The organism is Stenotrophomonas sp. YJH_SMC_106-19 (assembly GCF_059368375.1).
In genome coordinates this window covers 211,119-228,763 of the sequence record NZ_JCAFRQ010000001.1, presented here as the reverse complement: position 1 = coordinate 228,763, position 17,645 = coordinate 211,119, and the positions used below count along the sequence as shown (strand labels likewise).

Annotated in this window: 18 protein-coding genes; 6 read left to right on the top strand and 12 right to left on the bottom strand. The window is 67.2% G+C overall.

What is annotated here, in order from left to right:
• Nucleotides 1-13: 13 nt before the first annotated feature.
• The 11 genes from AC5P5M_RS01015 to asnS form a co-directional block, all read right to left on the bottom strand.
• Nucleotides 14-994 (bottom strand): aldo/keto reductase, encoded by a 981-nt coding sequence (locus AC5P5M_RS01015; protein ID WP_197601042.1) that lies wholly within the window; start codon nt 992-994, stop codon nt 14-16.
• Complete coding sequence (locus tag AC5P5M_RS01010; protein WP_053515430.1) at nt 994-1,680, bottom strand: DUF2461 domain-containing protein; 687 nt, start codon at nt 1,678-1,680, stop codon at nt 994-996. The genes AC5P5M_RS01015 and AC5P5M_RS01010 overlap by 1 nt, the downstream gene beginning before the upstream one ends.
• Nucleotides 1,677-3,116: an exodeoxyribonuclease I gene (gene sbcB, locus AC5P5M_RS01005; RefSeq protein WP_065176050.1), complete on the bottom strand. Its 1,440-nt coding sequence runs from the start codon at nt 3,114-3,116 to the stop codon at nt 1,677-1,679. Before sbcB ends, AC5P5M_RS01010 begins: the two co-directional genes overlap by 4 nt.
• A complete protein-coding gene (locus AC5P5M_RS01000) occupies nt 3,116-4,483 on the bottom strand; it encodes an FAD-dependent oxidoreductase (protein WP_065176049.1) in 1,368 nt (455 codons plus the stop codon). The genes sbcB and AC5P5M_RS01000 overlap by 1 nt, the downstream gene beginning before the upstream one ends.
• Nucleotides 4,484-4,514: 31 nt before the next feature.
• Nucleotides 4,515-5,789, bottom strand: a complete 1,275-nt coding sequence (gene kynU, locus AC5P5M_RS00995; protein ID WP_053515435.1) for a kynureninase — start codon at nt 5,787-5,789, stop codon at nt 4,515-4,517.
• A 216-nt stretch (nt 5,790-6,005) separates the two neighbouring features.
• The gene (locus AC5P5M_RS00990; protein ID WP_164152485.1) at nt 6,006-6,527 is read right to left on the bottom strand and encodes a 3-hydroxyanthranilate 3,4-dioxygenase; all 522 of its coding nucleotides are present in this window, start codon (nt 6,525-6,527) and stop codon (nt 6,006-6,008) included.
• A 19-nt stretch (nt 6,528-6,546) separates the two neighbouring features.
• Nucleotides 6,547-7,209: a carbonate dehydratase gene (can, locus tag AC5P5M_RS00985; RefSeq protein ID WP_053515439.1), complete on the bottom strand. Its 663-nt coding sequence runs from the start codon at nt 7,207-7,209 to the stop codon at nt 6,547-6,549.
• Between the two features lie 70 nt (nt 7,210-7,279).
• Nucleotides 7,280-7,918, bottom strand: coding sequence for an FMN-binding negative transcriptional regulator (locus AC5P5M_RS00980; protein ID WP_495205480.1), 639 nt, complete (start codon nt 7,916-7,918; stop codon nt 7,280-7,282).
• Nucleotides 7,919-7,928: 10 nt separating this feature from the next.
• Nucleotides 7,929-8,243 carry a hypothetical protein gene (locus AC5P5M_RS00975; protein ID WP_053515443.1) on the bottom strand — a complete coding sequence of 105 codons (315 nt, stop codon included), beginning with the start codon at nt 8,241-8,243 and terminating at the stop codon, nt 7,929-7,931.
• A 7-nt stretch (nt 8,244-8,250) separates the two neighbouring features.
• Nucleotides 8,251-8,550, bottom strand: coding sequence for a hypothetical protein (locus AC5P5M_RS00970; RefSeq protein ID WP_053515445.1), 300 nt, complete (start codon nt 8,548-8,550; stop codon nt 8,251-8,253).
• 32 nt (nt 8,551-8,582) lie between these two features.
• Nucleotides 8,583-9,977 carry an asparagine--tRNA ligase gene (gene asnS, locus AC5P5M_RS00965; RefSeq protein ID WP_111186145.1) on the bottom strand — a complete coding sequence of 465 codons (1,395 nt, stop codon included), beginning with the start codon at nt 9,975-9,977 and terminating at the stop codon, nt 8,583-8,585.
• A 127-nt stretch (nt 9,978-10,104) separates the two neighbouring features.
• Between asnS and AC5P5M_RS00960 the strand changes: the two genes are divergently transcribed.
• The 6 genes from AC5P5M_RS00960 (at nt 10,105) to zipA (ending at nt 16,408) form a co-directional block, all read left to right on the top strand.
• On the top strand, nt 10,105-10,443 hold the full coding sequence (locus AC5P5M_RS00960) for a HesB/IscA family protein (protein WP_053515449.1): 339 nt from the start codon (nt 10,105-10,107) through the stop codon (nt 10,441-10,443).
• A 205-nt stretch (nt 10,444-10,648) separates the two neighbouring features.
• Nucleotides 10,649-11,086 (top strand): 30S ribosomal protein S6, encoded by a 438-nt coding sequence (gene rpsF, locus AC5P5M_RS00955; RefSeq protein ID WP_053515451.1) that lies wholly within the window; start codon nt 10,649-10,651, stop codon nt 11,084-11,086.
• Between the two features lie 11 nt (nt 11,087-11,097).
• A complete protein-coding gene (gene rpsR / locus AC5P5M_RS00950) occupies nt 11,098-11,328 on the top strand; it encodes a 30S ribosomal protein S18 (protein ID WP_002804494.1) in 231 nt (76 codons plus the stop codon).
• A gap of 104 nt (nt 11,329-11,432) precedes the next feature.
• On the top strand, nt 11,433-11,882 hold the full coding sequence (gene rplI / locus AC5P5M_RS00945; RefSeq protein ID WP_053515452.1) for a 50S ribosomal protein L9: 450 nt from the start codon (nt 11,433-11,435) through the stop codon (nt 11,880-11,882).
• A gap of 235 nt (nt 11,883-12,117) precedes the next feature.
• Nucleotides 12,118-15,621, top strand: a complete 3,504-nt coding sequence (gene smc / locus AC5P5M_RS00940; protein ID WP_495205479.1) for a chromosome segregation protein SMC — start codon at nt 12,118-12,120, stop codon at nt 15,619-15,621.
• Between the two features lie 46 nt (nt 15,622-15,667).
• The gene (gene zipA, locus AC5P5M_RS00935; protein ID WP_111186144.1) at nt 15,668-16,408 is read left to right on the top strand and encodes a cell division protein ZipA; all 741 of its coding nucleotides are present in this window, start codon (nt 15,668-15,670) and stop codon (nt 16,406-16,408) included.
• Nucleotides 16,409-16,484: 76 nt separating this feature from the next.
• On the opposite strand, the gene AC5P5M_RS00930 is transcribed toward zipA, so the two are convergent.
• Nucleotides 16,485-17,615, bottom strand: a complete 1,131-nt coding sequence (locus AC5P5M_RS00930; RefSeq protein WP_065182900.1) for a pyridoxal phosphate-dependent aminotransferase — start codon at nt 17,613-17,615, stop codon at nt 16,485-16,487.
• Nucleotides 17,616-17,645: the final 30 nt, after the last annotated feature.

Here is a 17,645-nt window from a genome sequence, read left to right as displayed (position 1 = left end):
GCGGGGTGAAGACTCAATGACTGGGCGAACCGCTGCCGTCGCCATAGGCCGCGACCAGGCGTTGCCGTTCGGCGGGGCGCAGTGCTTCGGGTCGCGTGGCCAGCACCTCCTCCAGACTGCCGACGCGGGTAGTGCCCAGGATGCCGGCGGCCACGCCGGGGTGGCCCAGAACGTAGGCAAACGCAGTCTGGGCCGGACGCTGGCTGTCGATCGCCGCAATGGCCCGGCGCATCGCACGTGCGCTGCGCATCAGACGGCGGCTGCTGGGCTTGAGCCACGCGCGCGCCAGGTACCAGGCATCGGCCAATCTCGGCCGGCGAGGCTGGCTGGGCAGCAGGTGGCCCTGTGCGAGCACGGTGCCTGCCAGTACGCCGATTCCGGCCGCATGCAGCTGGTCGATCAGCGGCGCACGATCCTGCTGCAGCGCGTTGTAGTCCAGCAGGACCACGTCGAATGCCTGTGGATGCGCAAGCATCCAGTGCAGCGTCGAGGCTGAGTGGGTGTTGATGCCGGTGGCGCGGATCAGGCCACGTTCGCGCAGGCGCTGCAGCGCATCGAGCAGATCGTCGTTGATGTCGTGCGCGGTGGCGCCATGCAGCTGGTAGATGTCCAGGTAATCCAGGCCAAGGTTGCGCAGCGAGGCTTCGCAGCTGGCGGTGATGGCCGCAGGCGAGAAATCGCGCTGTTCTGCGCCACTGATGCCGGCCTGTCCGGTCAGTGTGCCGCCCTTGCTGGAGATGACCAGTGACTCACGCGGGTAGCGGGCCAGCAGCGGCCGCAGGATGCGGCCCAGGCGCGGTTCGGCATGGAAGCCGGAGTAGTTGTGGCCGGTGTCGAACAGGTTCACGCCCTGGGCCAGCGCGTGCTCGACGATCGCTGCGGCGGCATGCTCGGCAAAGCGGCGATGGCCCCAGAAGCCCGAGCAGCCCAGCCCGACCGGCGATACGGACAGGCCGGTGCGGCCGAGCGGGCGGCGTTGCCGGGCCAGCGGCATCAGAACTCCAGATCCAGTGCTGCGCACAGATAGTCGACGAAGGGGCCGAGCGCGGCCAGGTCCTTGCCGAGCGTGGACAGCAGGCGCGGCCCGGTCATCGTCTCATCGTCCAGCGAGCGCCACATCACCCAGTTGCGATGCTTGAGATCGTCGATGAACTCGAAATCGGCGGGGAAGCCACGCGGCGGCCTGACCAGCTTCTCGCTCTGCTCGAAATCGAAACGCCGGCGCAGGGCGGGTGCATGCGCTGCGGCCTTCCAGCTGCCGGGGTTGTCCAGGATGAAATGGCGCACGCGGCGCTGGGTGTCCGGTTCGGGGTGCCACAGGCCGGCACCGACGAAGCTCTCGCCCGGCTGCAGATGCACGTAGAACGACGGAGCGGCCACTTCGCGGCGGCGTTCATGGAACAGGCGTGCGCCCTGCCAGGTCTTGTACGGCGATTTGTCGTTTGAAAAGCGCGCATCGCGATGGATGCGGAACAGCGAACCACCGACGCCACGGGTATCGGCACGGAAATGCGCGCTGACCTCGGCCAGCGCGGGCTGCAGGTCGCCCAGCAGGCGCAGGAACGGCTGCCGTACATGGTCTTCGTACTGCTGGCGATGGTCGTTGAACCAGGCCTTTTCATTGTGCCGCGCAAGGCTGCGCAGGAACCTGAAACTGGCGTCGCTGAAATAGGTGCTCACAAGCTCTCCTGCAGATGCTGGCCCCAGTCGCGCAGCGATTGCAGCAGGGCCAGGCGGCGATCGTCGTCCGGCGCCTCGGCGGCCAGTGCATCGAGCTGCTGCTGGTACTGGGGCAGGTTGAGTTCGCCCAGGCGGCCGTCACCGAGCAGGCGTTGGCGGCGGTAGTCCTGCCAGCGCTGGCGCTCGGCCGGTGCCAGGGTGTCGGGATGGTTGCGGGCGCGATAGCGGAACAGCAGTTCGGGCAGGCGCGGATCGCGGAAGCGGCCTTCCAGCGCAGCCAGCTCTGCGGGCGGCGTGGTCCGCGCCAGGGCCAGCAGTGGCTTGTCGCCATTGCCGAGGAAGCCGTCGTACAGCGAAGCATCGACGTCGGCCACGACGGCGTCCCGTGGTTGGTTGTACACCTGCCGTGCCTTCTCGGCCAGTTGCGGCGCGAATGCACGCAGCCGCTCGACCTTGGCTTCGATGGCGGCGACATCCAGGCCCAGGCGGGCGTGATCGTCGGGCCGCAGGTGGTTCCAGGCGACCAGCGCCGGGACCTTGTTCAGATGTACTTCCTTCAGCGGCACCCGGGCGACGCCTTCGGGCAGTTCGCTGGCGCGCAGGTAGAGCCGCTCGGCGATCGTTTCGGCTGGCAGCTGCAGCAGGTCGTCGATGTCACCTTCCAGATCGAACACGATCACCCGGTTGTTGATCGTCGGGTGCACCGCCAGCGGTAGCACCGGAGCCGCGCACAGCCGGCTGGCCGGGTATCGCATGGAAATGTGCAGCACCGGCTTCAGCGCGCCCACGTCCAGCAGGCTGCCGACGAAACGCTTGTCGCGCAGTTTCAATGCGTACTCCCACAACCGCGGCTGCGACTGCTTGAACAGGCGGGCCATGCCGATCGTGGCGCGCACGTCCGACAGCGCCTCGTGCGCATCGCCATCGCGCACATTGTTGGCTTCGGCCAGGTGCTCGAGCTTGAACGACGTGGCGCCGTCCTCCCGCAGCGGCCAGTGAATGCCTTCGGGACGCAGGGCGCGCATCAGCCGCAGCATGTCCAGCAGGTCCCAGCGCGAGTTGCCGTTGCGCCACTCGCGCTCGTAGGGGTCATGGAAGTTGCGGAACAGACCGTAGCGGATGAATTCGTCGTCGAAGCGCAGGGTGTTGTAGCCCAGGGCACAGGTACCCGGGCGCGACAGCTGTTCGTTGATGCGGTCGAACGCTTCGGCTTCGCTGATGCCTTCAGCCAGTGCCCGCTGCGGCGTGATGCCGGTGACCAGGGTGGCCATCGGCGAGGGCAGCAGATCGTCGGCGGGGCGCACGAAGAAACTCACCGGCGTGTCGATCTCGTTCAGATCGGCATCGGTGCGGATCGCCGCGAACTGCGAGATGCGCGTTCGCCGTGGGTCCTGGCCGAAGGTTTCCAGGTCGTAGAACAGGAAGCTGTCAGCCATCAGTGTGCGCCCTCCAGAACCGGCAGCCGGGCATGGATCTGTGCCTCCAGAGCTGCCCAGTCGATGTTCTCCAGCGACGTATGGCCGATCGTGGCGGCCACCAGCATGTCGCGCTGGATGTCGGTCCGGCGCAGTGCCTCGGCGTAGGGCGTGTGCAGGAACGTGACCATGGTGTAGTGCGGTACGAAGCGGGTCGGCCAGCGATGCTGAAGCGCCTGCTCCAGCTCGCGCTGCAGCAGGAAGGCCGGGTCGGCGACGCGATCACGCATCTCCAGGTAGTTCTCCAGGGCCATCTGCTGGATTGCATGCGCGTTCGGCTTGCGTTCTTTCTCGAAGGCGGCGAACGCGCTCTGCAGGTCGTCGGCTTCCATCAGGTGGCGGGCCAGTGCCACGCAGTCCTCGAACGCGCAGTTCATGCCCTGCCCGTGGAAGGGCACCATCGCATGCGCGGCATCGCCGATCAGCACGGCCTGGCCCTGCTGGTGCCAGCGCTCCAGCGTCAGCGTGCCGAGCAGGCCGGGCGGATGCTGCTCCCAGTCCGTGCGCAGGTCGGGGATCAGCGGCAACGCATCGGCGAACTCGCGCGCGAACAGGGCTTCGGCCTGGGCGCCGGTATTGACGGTGGCGAAGCTGGGCTCGCCCTGGTTGGGCAGGAACAGGGTGACCGTGAACGTGCCTTCGTGATTGGGCAGGGCGATGCACATGAAGTGGCCCCGTGGCCAGATGTGCAATGCGTTGCGTTCGATGCGGAAGCCGCCATCACGGTCCGGTGGAATCTCCAGTTCCTTGTAGGAGTGATCGAGGAAGGCGATGTCCTCGCCCAGCGGCGCGCGCCGGTTCATCGCCGCGCGCAGCGCCGAGCCGGCGCCGTCAGCGCCGATCAGGCTGTCGAAGTGGATGTCGTGCGGGCTGTCGTCGCGATCGTCGATGAAGCGCGCATGGCCGGCATCGAAATCGACGGTATGCAGCCGGCGGTGGAAATGTACGGTGGCACCTGCCTGCTCGGCCAGTGTCAGCAGCGTGGTGTTCAGGTCCCTGCGATGGATCGACCAGATCACTTCGCTGTCGTCGCGGCCATAGCGCTGCAGCTGCGCGGCGCCTTCGCGCGGATGCACCATGCGTCCACGCATCATCACCGCGCGGGCCATCACCTCGTCCTCCACGCCGGCCTGCCGCAGCGCGTTGCGCCCGCGCTCGGCCAGCGCCAGGTTGATCGAGCGGCCGCTTTCGTAGTCGGCCACGCGTGGGTCGCCACGGCGTTCGTACAGGGTGATCCGCCAGCCCTGCCGCGACAGCAGGATGGCGAGCAGGGATCCGGCCAGGCCGGCACCAATGATGCTCAACGAGCGGGAGGCATGTGCGATCAACGAACTGTCCAGCAGGAGGGGAGGTGCCGGCTCAGAGGCCGGCCCAGGCTTCCACTTCCTCGACGAAATGGTGGACGTCCAGGTAGCGGTTGTAGAGCGGGGTGGGGGAGATGCGGATCACGTCCGGCTCGCGCCAGTCACCGAGCACGCCGACCGAGCGCAGGTGCTCGAACAGGGCGCGGCCACGCTCGCGGCCGGCGATCACCCGCAGCGAGAGCTGGCAGCCGCGCCGGTCCGGCTCGGCCGGGGTGACGATGTCGAGCACGTTGGCCAGGCGCGCGCGCACCAGGGCTTCGAGCATGCCGGTCAGTGCCAGCGACTTGCTGCGCAGGGCGTCCATGCCGGCCCGTTCGAACAGGTCCAGTGAAGCGCGCAGCGGCGCCAGGCCGAGGATCGGCGGATTGCTCAGCTGCCAGCCTTCGGCGCCGGTGGCGGGCGTGAACTGCGGGGACATCTGGAAGCGGGTGGCTTCGTCATGGCCCCACCAGCCGGCGAAGCGTGGCAGGGTGCTGTCACGGTGGTGACGCTCGTGCACGAACGCCCCGGCGACGGCCCCCGGGCCGCTGTTGAGGTACTTGTAATGGCACCACACGGCAAAGTCCGGCGCCACATCGTGCAGGCGCAGGGGCAGGTTGCCGACCGAATGCGCCAGGTCGAAGCCGATGCGTGCGCCCTGCAGGCGTGCGGCGCGGGTGATCGCATCGAGGTCGAAGGCCTGGCCGGTGCGGTACTGCACGCCTGGCCACAGCACCAGAGCCAGGCGAGGGCCATGCGTGGCGATCGCGCGTTCGATCGCGGTCATCGAGATCGTGCCGCTGGCTTCGTCCGGCTGCACCTCCACCAGGCAGTCGGCCGGGTCGAAGCCATGGAAACGGATCTGCGCTTCCACCGCGTGACGGTCCGTCGGGAAGGCGCCGGCTTCCATCAGGATCACCGGTCGTTCCCGGGTTGGCCGGTAGAAGCTGACCATCATCAGGTGCAGGTTCACACTCAGTGTGTTCATCGCCACCACTTCGCTGGGCAGCGCACCGACCACCCGCGCCAGCTGCGTGCTGACCAAGCGGTGGTAGGACAGCCATTGGGTGGGGCCGGTGAAGTGGCCTTCCACTGCCAGTTCAGCCCATTGCTTCATCACTTCCTGCACCGCCGCCTGTGCGCCGCGCGGCTGCAGTCCCAGCGAGTTGCCCACGAAGTAGGTCTGCTCGCCGCCGCCGTGGCGCGGAATCAGGAATTCACTGCGCAGCGGCCGCAACGGATCCGCGGCGTCGAGAGCGATGGCATGGGTGCGGTTCAGCAGGTCGGACATGGTCGGGCAACAGGCTGCAACGGGGCTGCCAGTGTAGCGCCTGGGGCCTGCGTGATGCCGCGCAGTACGCTCGCCGGGCATGGCCCGGCGCTACCCGGAGATCACGCGCATCGGCCATGCCGGGCCATGCCCGGCGGATGCATCAGCAATCGCAACACCGGTAGCGCCGGGCCATGCCCGGCGGATGCATCGGCAATCGCCATGCCCGGCGATCGATCAGTCCGCCGCCGGTGCCGGCAACGGGTCGATGTGGCCGCATTTGCTGCAGGTACGCAGTTCCAGGCTGGCGTGGTAACGCGCGAAGACCTTGGGCAGGTCGGTTTCGATGTTCTGCAGCGCGAAGAACTCCTCATGCAGCTTGTGGTTGCAGCGCTCGCAATGCCAGATCACACCGTCCATCTCGTGCGGCAGCCGCCTGCGCTCCACGACCAGCCCGACGCCGCCCGGTGGCCGGCGCGGCGAGTGCGGCACCTTCGCCGGCAGCAGGAAGATCTCGCCGGCACGGATCGGGATGTCGCGGACCGCGCCATCCTCCTGGACCTTCAGCACCATCTCGCCTTCGAGCTGGTAGAACCACTCGGGGCCTTCGTCGTAGTGATAATCGGTCCGCGAGTTCGGCCCGCCGACCACCATGACGATGAAGTCGCCGTTGTCGATCATCTTGTTGCCCACCGGCGGTTTCAGCAGGTGACGATGTTCTTCGATCCAGGCGTGCAGGTTGATCGGTGAGGCGAGCATGGTCGGGCTCCGTGGGGGATCAGTCGCGCTTGCCCTTGCGGGGGACATAGGAAAGCGCTTTCTCGTAAGCCGGCTGCAGATCTTCCGGCGAGCCGACATCGATGCCCATTTCGCGCACGCGGCCATCCTTCAAGCTGTAGACCCAGCCATGCACCATCAGCTTCTGGCCGCGTGCCCAGGCGTCCTGCACGATGGTCGAGCGGCACAGGTTGGCGACCTGCTCGATGACATTCAGCTCGCACAGGCGGGCATGACGCAGCTCGTCGGTCTCCAGCGCATCGATGATCGCCGCGTGCTTCTGCATCACGTCGCCGACGTGGCGCAGCCAGTTGTCCGCCAGGCCGACGCGGGTGTTGTGCAGGCAGGCATGCACGCCGCCGCAACCGTAGTGGCCCACGATGAGGATGTGCTTCACCTTCAGCTGGTCTACCGCGTACTGCACCACGCTCAGGCAGTTCAGGTCGGTGTGGGCGACCACGTTGGCGACGTTGCGATGCACGAACACTTCGCCCGGTGCCATGCCGATGATCTGGTTGGCCGGCACGCGCGAATCGGAGCAGCCGATCCACAGGTATTCCGGGTGCTGCTGCTTGGCCAGCTGATGGAAGAACTCGGGATCTTCCTTCTCGATGCGGTCGGCCCAGTCGCGGTTGTTCTGCAGCAGCTTGTGGATGTCTTTCATGTTTGGGTCCCTGACCTCGGTGGGGGCAAGTCGCGGCTGTCCGGCCGCGTCGTCGCGGGAGTCGGTGCGTTCAGCCGCTGCTGGCGGCCTCATCGCGGAACCAGCGCATCCACTGCGCCAGTTCGGTGGAAGGTGGGACGTGCAGGCGATCCAACGCGTCGATCACCGCCTGCTGGTTGGCATCGGGATGGTTCTGGCTGAGCTTCAGTTTCAGCTGTACCTGTTCGACGTGGAAGTGGAACCCGACGATGGCGCGCAGCTCCGGGCCGTGCTCGGGACGATCAGCCTCGAACCGCCACTGCTGGCCGACGCTGGCTTCAAAGCGGTCGCTGATGTCGCCGACCAGCTGGGCCAGCGCATCGGTGCCGTCGAACGGCTGCAGCTGTCCGCGCAGCTCGGCAGCGGCATAGTTCCAGGTCGGAACGCGTGCCGCCGGTTCCTTGTCCGGATACCAGCTGGCCGAGACGTAGCCATGCGGGCCATCGACCAGCACCTTGGCGGTGCCTTCGCGACGCGACTGCGGGTTGGCCCGCGCCCAGTGGCCGCGCAGTTCGATGCGCTGGCCATCACGCCGGTACAGCACCGGCACGCGGGTCAGCTCGGGCAGGCCGTCGTCACCGGTGGTGAGCACGGTGACGAACGGATCGCGCGCCAGCAGGCGGTCCAGCCAGATCAGATCGGTCTCGGCGAAGGCGCGCGGAGTGAACATCGGCCTGGGCTCAGGCGCGCCCGCCCAGCGATTGCACCATGCGCCCACGCAGGCCCTCGTCGCTGTCGGCGTGCGGTGGCTGCACCTCATGCAGGCTGAAGCCGCGCACCAGCGCATCTTCTTCGTCCAGGCCGTCGAATTCGACGAAATCGGCGTCGAACAGCTGCGCGCGGGCAGTGTCCTCGCTGTCGTAGCTGAGGGTGTTGCCATCACTGTCGAGCACTTCGGCTGTGCCGGCCGGGCGCACGCGCAGGCGGGCCCAGATCAGGGTGTTGCCGAGGCTGGCCAGCCACCAGCTGTCGTGCGGGGCGGAGAGATCGTTCATGTAGGCGTTACCAGAGCGAAGCCAGCCAGAGCAGGGCGGCCATGCCCAGTCCGGCCAGCAGGGTCAGCAGCGAAACCCAGGCCGGCGTGGCCAAACCGGACAGCGAGCGATCCGGCTGCTGCCGGTAGTCGCGGCGCAGCAGCCAGGCCAGGGCATCGGGCTTGAGGAAGGCGCCGCTGCCGAAGCGCTGTGCCAGCGCCGGATGGCGGTCACGCACGTGCACCAGGGTCAGCGGCCAGAAGATCACGAAGGCACTGAACCCGGCCACTGCGACGCCGACAAAGCAGAGGGCGAAGAACAGGGTCATGGGGGCAGTACCTCCGTGGTCGGTGGTGGGGCTTAGAAGTCCGCGCTGCCGGGAGCGCGCGGGTAAGGAATCGCATCGCGGATGTTGGACAGGCCGCAGACGTACACCACCAGGCGCTCGAAGCCCAGGCCGAAGCCGGCGTGCGGCACCGAGCCGTAGCGACGGAAATCGCGGTACCAGCTGTAATGCTCACGGTCCAGGCCGAACTGGGCCATGCGCGCGTCCAGCACGTCCAGGCGCTCTTCGCGCTGGCTGCCACCGATGATCTCGCCGATGCCCGGCGCCAGCACGTCCATCGCGGCGACGGTCTTGCCGTCGTCGTTCAGGCGCATGTAGAACGCCTTGATGTGCTCGGGGTAGTTGGTCACCACCACCGGGCGGCCGACGTGTTCCTCGGTCAGCCAGCGCTCGTGTTCGGTCTGCAGGTCCAGGCCCCATTCGACCGGGAAGTCGAACTTCCGGCCAGACTTCTGCAGCAGGCTGACCGCATCGGTGTAGTCGATGCGCTCGAACGGCGCGTTGATGAAGTCTTCCAGTTTGGTGATCGCGTTCTTGTCCACGCGCTCGGCGATGAAGGCCAGATCATCGCTGCGCTCGTTCAGCACCGCGCGGAACAGGTACTTGAGGAACTCCTCGGCCAGGCGCGCATCTTCGGCCAGGTCGGCGAAGGCGATCTCCGGCTCGATCATCCAGAACTCCGCCAGATGGCGGGTGGTGTGGCTGTTCTCGGCGCGGAAGGTCGGGCCGAAGGTATACACCTTGCTCAGGGCCAGGCAGTAGGCCTCGACGTTCAGCTGGCCGGACACGGTCAGGAACGTCTCCTTGCCGAAGAAGTCGCGGCTGAAATCGATCGCGCCCTTCTCATCGCGCGGCAGGTTCACCATGTCCAGCGTGGACACGCGGAACATCTGGCCGGCGCCTTCGGCGTCGGAGGTGGTGATGATCGGGGTGCTGATCCAGTTGAAGCCGTTCTCGTGGAAGAAGCGGTGCACGGCCTGGGCCAGGCAGTTGCGGATGCGGGTGACCGCGCCGAACAGGTTGGTGCGCGGGCGCAGGTGCGCCACTTCACGCAGGAACTCCGGCGTCATCGGCTTGGGCTGGATCGGGTAGGTGAGCGGGTCTTCGACCCAGCCGACCACTTCGACCGCACTGGCCTGGATCTCGAACGACTGGCCCTTGCCCTGCGATTTCACCAGGATGCCGGTGGCCACCAGCGAGCAGCCGGTGGTGAGGCGCTTGATCTCGTCGAAGTTGGCCAGGGTGTCGTTGGCTACGACCTGGATCGGGGCGAAGCAGGAGCCGTCGGTCACATTCACGAAGGCCAGATTCGCTGAACCGCGCACCGTGCGCACCCATCCGCGTACCGTGACTTCGCCGCCTTCCGGGATCTTCCCGGCAAGCGCATGTTCAACGCTGACCACCGTCATGACTTGAATCCTCTGCTGATCGACTCGATCTGTGAACACGGGAGTTTACCGGTTGCAGCGTTCTGCTTGCGAGGCATTTCTGCGGCCCAACCTCCCTATAATGTCCCTGTTCCTCTGGAGTAGTCCCATGGCTGTCAGCCTGACCCCCATTGCCTTCGAGCGCGTGCAGCGCTTCGTCGCCCAGACCCCGGGCGCGCTGGGCCTGCGCTTCGGCGTGACCAAGACCGGCTGCTCCGGCTGGGGCCACGTGACCGACCTGGCCCGTGACGAGCGCGAGGGCGATACGGTCTTCGACCAGGACGGCGTGAAGATCTACGTCGATGCACAGAGCCTGGCCCTGGTCGACGGCACCGTGATCGACTTCGGCAAGCACGGCCTGAGCGAGACCTTCACGTTCAGCAACCCGAACGCGACCGCCGAGTGCGGCTGCGGCGAGAGCTTCACCACCGACGCCGACAAGGCCTGAGGGCCGCTTCCCCGGGGGCCTGCCGGCCGGTCCTCGGGCAGGTCCCGGTGCTGCCGGGTTCAGGTTCGGCCACGGTTGCCCGGCCGCCCCATCTGCGCCATAATGCGCGGCTTCCTGCCTTCCTGGCGGGAACCCTTGCCCCACCGCGGTCTCAACGGCGGGGGGCTGTCCGGCCGCAAGGCCACATCCGAAAGGTAGAAAAAACATGAGTCGTCATTACGAAATCGTGTTCATGGTCCACCCGGACCAGAGCGAGCAGGTCCCGGCCATGATCGAGCGCTACAAGTCGCTGGTCGAGAACGGCAACGGCACCATCCACCGTCTGGAAGACTGGGGCCGCCGCCAGCTGGCATACCCGATCCAGAACCTGGTGAAGGCGCACTACGTGCTGCTGAACATCGAAGCCGACCAGGCCGTGCTGAACGAGCTGACCGAAAGCTTCCGCTTCAACGACGCCGTGCTGCGCAACCTGGTCATCAAGCGTGACGAGGCTGACACCGAGCAGTCGCTGATCATGAAGAGCAAGGACGAGAAGGGTGACAAGCCGGAGCGCGGTGAGCGCCGTCGTCGTGACGACGAAGAAGGCGAGTCCACCACCACCGCTGACAACGAAGCCGGCGAAGACGCCGCTTCCGCCGCCTAAGGAGCCTTCCCATGTCCAAGTTCTTCCGTCGCCGCAAGTTCTGCAAGTTCACGGCTGAAGGTGTCAAGGAGATCGACTACAAGGATCTCAACACCCTGCGCCAGTACCTGACCGAGAACGGCAAGATCGTGCCGAGCCGCGTCACCGGTACCAAGTCGAAGTACCAGCGTCAGCTGGCGACCGCCGTCAAGCGCGCTCGCTTCCTGGCCCTGATTCCGTACACCGACAACCACGACGTCTGATGCCCGGCGGGGTGGCCCCGTGCCGCCCCGTTGTGCCAGCTATTCGGACAGCCTTTGTTGCGGGGCATCGCCTCGCTAACGAATAACTTATCTGGAGTAAAACCATGCAGCTGATCCTCCTGCAGAAGGTCACCAACCTCGGCAACCTGGGTGACCTGGTCACCGTCAAGCCGGGCTACGGCCGCAACTTCCTCGTGCCGCAGGGCAAGGCCGTGCCGGCCACCGAGAGCAACAAGGCAGAGTTCGAAGCCAAGCGCGCCGAGTACGAAGCCAAGGCCCAGTCCATCCACGCCGAGGCTGAAGCCCGCAAGGCGAAGCTGGAAGGCGCGAGCGTCACCATCGCCGCCAATGCTTCGACCGAAGGCAAGCTGTACGGCTCGGTCGGCCCGCGCGACATCGCCGAGGCCTTCACCGCCGCCGGCCTGCCGCTGGAAAAGAGCGAAGTCATCCTGGGCGAAGGCGCGTTCCGCAACATCGGCGAGTACGACGTGCTGATCCACCTGCACGCCGACGTCGAGACCACCGTCAAGGTCGTCGTCGAAGCCGAAGCCTGATCCCACGCCGCAAGGCCTGGCATCACCGCAGAACGGGCGCCCGCGAGGGTGCCCGTTTTGTTTTGTCGGCCCGCCCGGCGGGCGCGCGGGCCCCGATGTTCCACGCCCATTCGTAGAACACGGCCACATCGGTATACTCAGGGCGTCACACCCGTTCCACGGTCGGCGATCCCAGCAGGATCAATGACTTGGAGGGTAAACGCAGGCCGCTTGCCGGCCCCAGTCCGGAACCCCTATGCGTCTTTCCACGATCAAGCTGTCCGGCTTCAAGTCTTTCGTCGATCCGACCACCCTGCATCTGCCGACCAACATGACCGGCGTGGTGGGGCCCAATGGCTGCGGCAAGTCGAACATCATCGACGCCGTGCGCTGGGTCATGGGCGAAAGTTCGGCCAGCCGCCTGCGCGGCGACTCGCTGACCGACGTGATCTTCTCCGGTTCCAACGCCCGCAAGCCCGTCTCGCAGGCCACGGTCGAGCTGATCTTCGACAACTCCGACCACACCATCTCCGGCGAGTACGCCTCGTTCAACGAGATCTCGGTCAAGCGCACGGTCAGCCGCGACGGCACCAGCAACTACTACCTCAACGGCACCAAGTGCCGCCGCCGCGACATCACCGATCTTTTCCTGGGGACCGGCCTGGGCCCGCGCAGCTACTCGATCATCGAACAGGGCATGATCAGCCAGATCATCGAGGCGCGTCCCGAGGATCTGCGCGTCTACCTGGAAGAGGCGGCCGGAATCTCCAAGTACAAGGAGCGGCGCAAGGAAACCGAAACCCGCATCCGCCACACCCGCGAGAACCTTGATCGCCTGGGCGACCTGCGTGAGGAGATCAGCAAGCAGCTCGAGCACCTCAAGCGCCAGGCCCGGCAGGCGGAGCAGTACCAGGCGTTGCAGGAAGAGCGCAGGGTCAAGGATGCCGAGTGGAAGGCGCTGGAGTTCCGAGGCCTCGATGGGCGCCTGTCGAAGCTTCGCGAGGGCCTGTCGCAGGAAGAAACCCGGCTTCAGCAGCTGATCGCGGACCAGCGCGACGCCGAGGCCCGCATCGAGACCTCGCGCATGCGCCGCGAGGAAGCGGCCGACGCACTCAATGCCGCGCAGGCCGCGGTCTACCAGGTCGGTAGTACCTTGGCCCGACTGGAGCAGCAGATCCAGCACCAGCGCGAGCTGTCGCAGCGCCTGCACAAGGCCCGCGACGAGACGCGGCAGGCATTGGCCGAGCTGGGCCAGCACATCAGTGGCGACGAGGCCAAGCTGATGGTGCTGCGCGAGGCGGTGGACGCCGCGACCCCGCAGCTGGAGGCGCTGCAGGAAGAGAACGAGATCAAGCAGGAAAGCCTGCGCGAGGCCGAAGCCCGCCTGGCCGACTGGCAGCACCGCTGGGAACAGCACACCTCACAGAGTTCCGAGGCCTCGCGCGCCGGCGATGTCGAGCGCACCCGCGTGGACTACCTGGACCGGCAGATCCTCGACGCCGACCGGCGTCGCGAGGCGCTGGCCGCCGAGCGTGCCGGGCTGGACGTGGACGCGCTGGAAGAAGCCTTCGAGCAGCTGCACCTGCAGCACGACACGCAGAAGACCGCACTGGACGAGCTGAGCGAACAGGTCGAACAGCGCAAGCAGGGCGTGGCCACCGTGCAGGAACAGCAGCGCAATGGCCAGAACGAACTGGCCGAACTGCGCAAGCAGGTCAATGGCCTGCGCGGTCGCCTGGCATCGCTGGAAACCCTGCAGCAGGCCGCACTCGGCCAGGAGCAGGGCGCCGCGGTTGCCTGGTTGAAGGCGCGCGGGCTGGATTCGGCCGCGCGCCTGGGCGAGCGCCTGGATGTCGATGCCGGTTGGGAAAATGCGGTGGAAAGCGCCCTCGGCCAGCTGATCGAAGGCGTGCTGGTGGACGACCCGGCAGGCCTGGTCGATGCGCTGGGCGAACTGGGCGAAGGCCGCATCGCACTGGTGTCTGACGATGCCAGCGATCTGGACGTCGCCGCGACATCGCTGGCCTCGCGCGTGCGCGGACCGACGGCGATCCGACGCCTGCTGGCGCATCTGCATGGCGCGCGGGATCTGGACGAGGCCCGTGCCCTGCAGGCCCGGCTGCCCGCCGGTGATTCGATCATCACCCAGCGCGGCGAGCGTCTCGGCCAGGGCTGGGTGCGCGTGTCGCGCTCCGGTGCGGCCAAGCAGGGTGCGCTGCTGCGCGAGCGCGAGATCAATGAGCTGCGCGAGCAGATCGAACAGCTGCAGAACCGTGAGGTCGAGCTGGAAGATCAGCTGTCCGGCTTCCGCGAGCAGCTGCTGGCCGCCGAACAGCAACGCGAAGATGCGCAACGGGCGCTGTACCTCGCGCATCGTGCGGTATCCGAGCTGGCGGGTCAGCTTCAGGGCCAGCAGGGAAAGGTGGAGGCCGCACGCACGCGCATCGATCGCATCGAAGGAGAGCTGAGCCAACTGCTGGAGACCCTCGAGGTCAACCGCGAGCAGGCGCGCGAGGCACGTTCGCGGCTGGAGAGTGCCGTCAGCAGCATGGGCGACCTGGAATCGACCCGGCAGGCCCTGGAAAGCGAACGCCGGCAGCTGGCCGAAGCACGCGACCTCGCCCGCGAAGCCGCACGGGCGGTGCGCGAACGCGCGCATTCGCTGGCACTGACCCTGGAATCGCAGCGCGCACAGGTGGCATCGCTGAGCCAGGCGCTGGAGCGCATGAGCACCCAGCGCGGGCAGCTGGATTCGCGCTTGGGCGAACTGCATTCGCAGCTGGACGAGGGTGATTCGCCGGTCGAATCGCTGCAGGCCGAGCACCAGAATGCGCTGGAAGAGCGCGTGCGTGCCGACCGCGTGCTGGCCGAAGCGCGTACTCTGCTTGACGGCATCGACGCCGAGCTGCGCAATTTCGAACAGACCCGCCACCAGCGTGATGAGCAGGCGCTGGCGCAGCGCGAGCGTATTTCCCAGCGCAAGCTGGACCAGCAGGCCCTGGTGCTCAGTGCTGACACCCTGCAGGCTGCGGTGGAGAAGGCCGGCTTCGTGATGGCCGACCTGCTCAACGCATTGCCCGAGGACGCCCGTCTGGGAGACTGGGAGCAGGCCGTGCACCAGATCGACGGTCGCATGCGCCGGCTGGAGCCGGTCAACCTGGCGGCGATCCACGAGTATGGCGAGGCATCGCAGCGGTCGGAGTATCTCGATTCGCAGCATGTGGACCTGACCACGGCGCTGGAGACCCTGGAAGACGCCATCCGCAAGATCGACCGCGAAACCCGCGGCCGATTCAAGGATACGTTCGACCGGGTCAACGCCGGTGTACAGGCCCTCTATCCGCGCCTGTTCGGCGGTGGCCATGCCTATCTGGAACTGACCGGTGAAGATCTGCTCGACACCGGCGTGACCATCATGGCGCGTCCGCCGGGCAAGCGCGTATCCAGCATCTCGCTGCTGTCCGGCGGCGAGAAGGCGATGACCGCGGTGGCGCTGGTGTTCGCGATCTTCCAGCTCAATCCGGCGCCGTTCTGCCTGCTGGACGAAGTGGACGCACCGCTGGACGAGGCCAACGTGGGCCGCCTGGCCAACATGGTCAAGGAAATGAGCGAGAAGGTGCAGTTCCTGTTCGTCAGCCACAACAAGGCGACGATGGAAGCTGCGCAGCAGCTGTCGGGCGTGACCATGCGCGAGCCGGGCGTCAGCCGCCTGGTCAGCGTGGACCTGGAAGAGGCCGCGCGATTGGCGGGCGCGGCCTGACGTGCCATCCTAGTTACCTGAATGAACTAGCCGGAGAACCTATCGAATGTCCGACACGGCACTGTTGCGCATCGGCATCCTGGCCGCCGGCCTGCTGTTGATCGCCGCGATCTTCCTGTTTGGCCGTCCGAAGAAGAAGCCCCAGGGCCGCCGCGTGGAAGGCACCGAACCGACCAGCAGCGAGCGCCGCGAACCGGTCCTGGGCGAGGACGGCGTACCGTTGGCCGATACCCGCCTCGATCCGGCACTGGGCGAAGAGGGTCAACAGGCCGAGCTGGGCCTGGCCGACACCGACGCCGGCGCGGCCAGCGACCTGGGCAAGCGCGCCACCCAGGATTTCGACAAGATCGTCTCGCTGTTCGTGGCCGCACGGGCCGGCGAGCAGCTGCGGGGCGAGGACATCGTCGTGGCGGCCGAGAAAACCGGTCTGGTGTTCGGCCACATGAACGTGTTCCATCGTCTGGTGGAGGGCCATCCGGAACGGGGGCCGATCTTCTCGATGGCCAGCATCATGAAGCCGGGCAGTTTCGACATGGCCAACATCCGTGCCATGGAGACACCGGCCATCGCCTTCTTCCTGACCCTGCCGGCGCCGCTGACCGCGCTCGATGCCTGGGAGAAGATGCTGCCGACCGTGCAGCGCATGGCCGAGCTGCTGGATGGCGTGGTGCTGGACGACAGCCGCAACGCGCTCGGCCGCCAGCGCATCGCCCACATCCGTGACGAGCTGCGTGCCTATGACCGCCAGCACCAGGCGCCGCCCCTGACCAAGACCCCGCGCTGGTAAGCGCGGTCATCCCGGGTATGCCGACCCACGGTCGGCACCCACCACCACAGCAGATCCATCGCCTGCGTGGATGAAGTCAGGAAGGCACCCCGGCGACCTGGGCGAACGCGGCGCGGAACGCTGCCATCTCCTCCTCGGTGCCAACGGTCACACGGACGCGCTGCGGCCAGATCGGCCAGCTGCGACCGATCACCACACCCTGTGCGGCCATCGCCCTGGCAAAGGCGGCACCGTCGCGCTGGACGTCCACCACGAAACAGTTCGCTTCCGACGGCAGGCAGCTGAAGCCACGCTTGCCCAGCCAGGCGATGGTCGCCTGCCGGATCTTCGCGTTCTGCAGACGGCGCTGCGGAACCAGCTGCGGATCGTGCAGGCTGGCCAGAGCGGCGGCCAGCGCCGGCACCGGCAACGGGTTGTCGCCGAGGCTGCCCAGCTCGCGCAGGCGATCGGGATGGGCCGCTGCCGCGCCCAGGCGCAGTCCGGCCATGCCATACAGCTTGGAGAAGGTGCGCAGCACGATCAGGTCATCGCGCTCGGCCACCTGCGCGATCAGGCTCGGCTGGTCGCTGTACTGCAGGTACGCTTCGTCCACCAGCACCCGGGTTCCGGCGGGCTTGCTGGCCAGCAGCCAGGCGAGCTCGGCGGGCGGGCTGATCGAACCCGTGGGGTTGTTGGGGTTGCACACATACATCAGCCCGGTCGGGCGCGCGTGCGCGGCAGCCACCATCGCGCGCACATCGTGCGCGCCGTCGCTGCGCAGAGGCACTCGGCTGACGTGTGCGCCCCGCGCGGCGGCCACGTCGCCAATCGCCTCGAAGGTCGGATCAGCCACGACCAGGCCCTGCTGCGGGCCGGTCCAGATTGCGGCGGCACGGTTCAGGGGCTCGCTGGAGCCCGGGTACAGGCGCAGGTGATCGGCACTGACGCCGCTGTGTTCGACGAATGCATCACGGACCTGTGCCGCCAGCTCGAAGCGGTAGCGGCCGCAGCGCGCGATGCTGTCGCGAGCGGCCGATTGCGCAGCGGCGGAAGGCCCATACGGGCATTCATTGAAGTTCAGCAGCACCGGCCCATCGGCGCGCGGCGACGCGGGAGCCGCAGCCGGGGCGGTTTGCGCGTATCCCAGGCCCGGCAGGCCACTGCCGGCGACGGCGAGGCCGGCACCGGCCAGCTGCAGGAAGCGACGACGGGAGGCAGGCAGGGTCATGGGCAGGTTTCCGGAGGGCGGCCGACGCAC

Bases quoted from the DNA above. Each gene is read 5' to 3' on its own strand.
- AC5P5M_RS00960 (WP_053515449.1), top strand. From the start codon at position 10,105: ATGGCTGTCAGCCTGACCCCCATTGCCTTCGAGCGCGTGCAGCGCTTC.
- AC5P5M_RS00970 (WP_053515445.1), bottom strand. From the start codon at position 8,550: ATGACCCTGTTCTTCGCCCTCTGCTTTGTCGGCGTCGCAGTGGCCGGG.
- asnS (WP_111186145.1), bottom strand. From the start codon at position 9,977: ATGACGGTGGTCAGCGTTGAACATGCGCTTGCCGGGAAGATCCCGGAA.
- rpsR (WP_002804494.1), top strand. From the start codon at position 11,098: ATGTCCAAGTTCTTCCGTCGCCGCAAGTTCTGCAAGTTCACGGCTGAA.
- rpsF (WP_053515451.1), top strand. From the start codon at position 10,649: ATGAGTCGTCATTACGAAATCGTGTTCATGGTCCACCCGGACCAGAGC.
- sbcB (WP_065176050.1), bottom strand. From the start codon at position 3,116: ATGGCTGACAGCTTCCTGTTCTACGACCTGGAAACCTTCGGCCAGGAC.
- can (WP_053515439.1), bottom strand. From the start codon at position 7,209: ATGAAAGACATCCACAAGCTGCTGCAGAACAACCGCGACTGGGCCGAC.
- AC5P5M_RS00975 (WP_053515443.1), bottom strand. From the start codon at position 8,243: ATGAACGATCTCTCCGCCCCGCACGACAGCTGGTGGCTGGCCAGCCTC.
- smc (WP_495205479.1), top strand. From the start codon at position 12,118: ATGCGTCTTTCCACGATCAAGCTGTCCGGCTTCAAGTCTTTCGTCGAT.
- zipA (WP_111186144.1), top strand. From the start codon at position 15,668: ATGTCCGACACGGCACTGTTGCGCATCGGCATCCTGGCCGCCGGCCTG.
- AC5P5M_RS00980 (WP_495205480.1), bottom strand. From the start codon at position 7,918: ATGTTCACTCCGCGCGCCTTCGCCGAGACCGATCTGATCTGGCTGGAC.
- AC5P5M_RS00930 (WP_065182900.1), bottom strand. From the start codon at position 17,615: ATGACCCTGCCTGCCTCCCGTCGTCGCTTCCTGCAGCTGGCCGGTGCC.
- AC5P5M_RS01015 (WP_197601042.1), bottom strand. From the start codon at position 994: ATGCCGCTGGCCCGGCAACGCCGCCCGCTCGGCCGCACCGGCCTGTCC.
- rplI (WP_053515452.1), top strand. From the start codon at position 11,433: ATGCAGCTGATCCTCCTGCAGAAGGTCACCAACCTCGGCAACCTGGGT.
- kynU (WP_053515435.1), bottom strand. From the start codon at position 5,789: ATGTCCGACCTGCTGAACCGCACCCATGCCATCGCTCTCGACGCCGCG.
- AC5P5M_RS00990 (WP_164152485.1), bottom strand. From the start codon at position 6,527: ATGCTCGCCTCACCGATCAACCTGCACGCCTGGATCGAAGAACATCGT.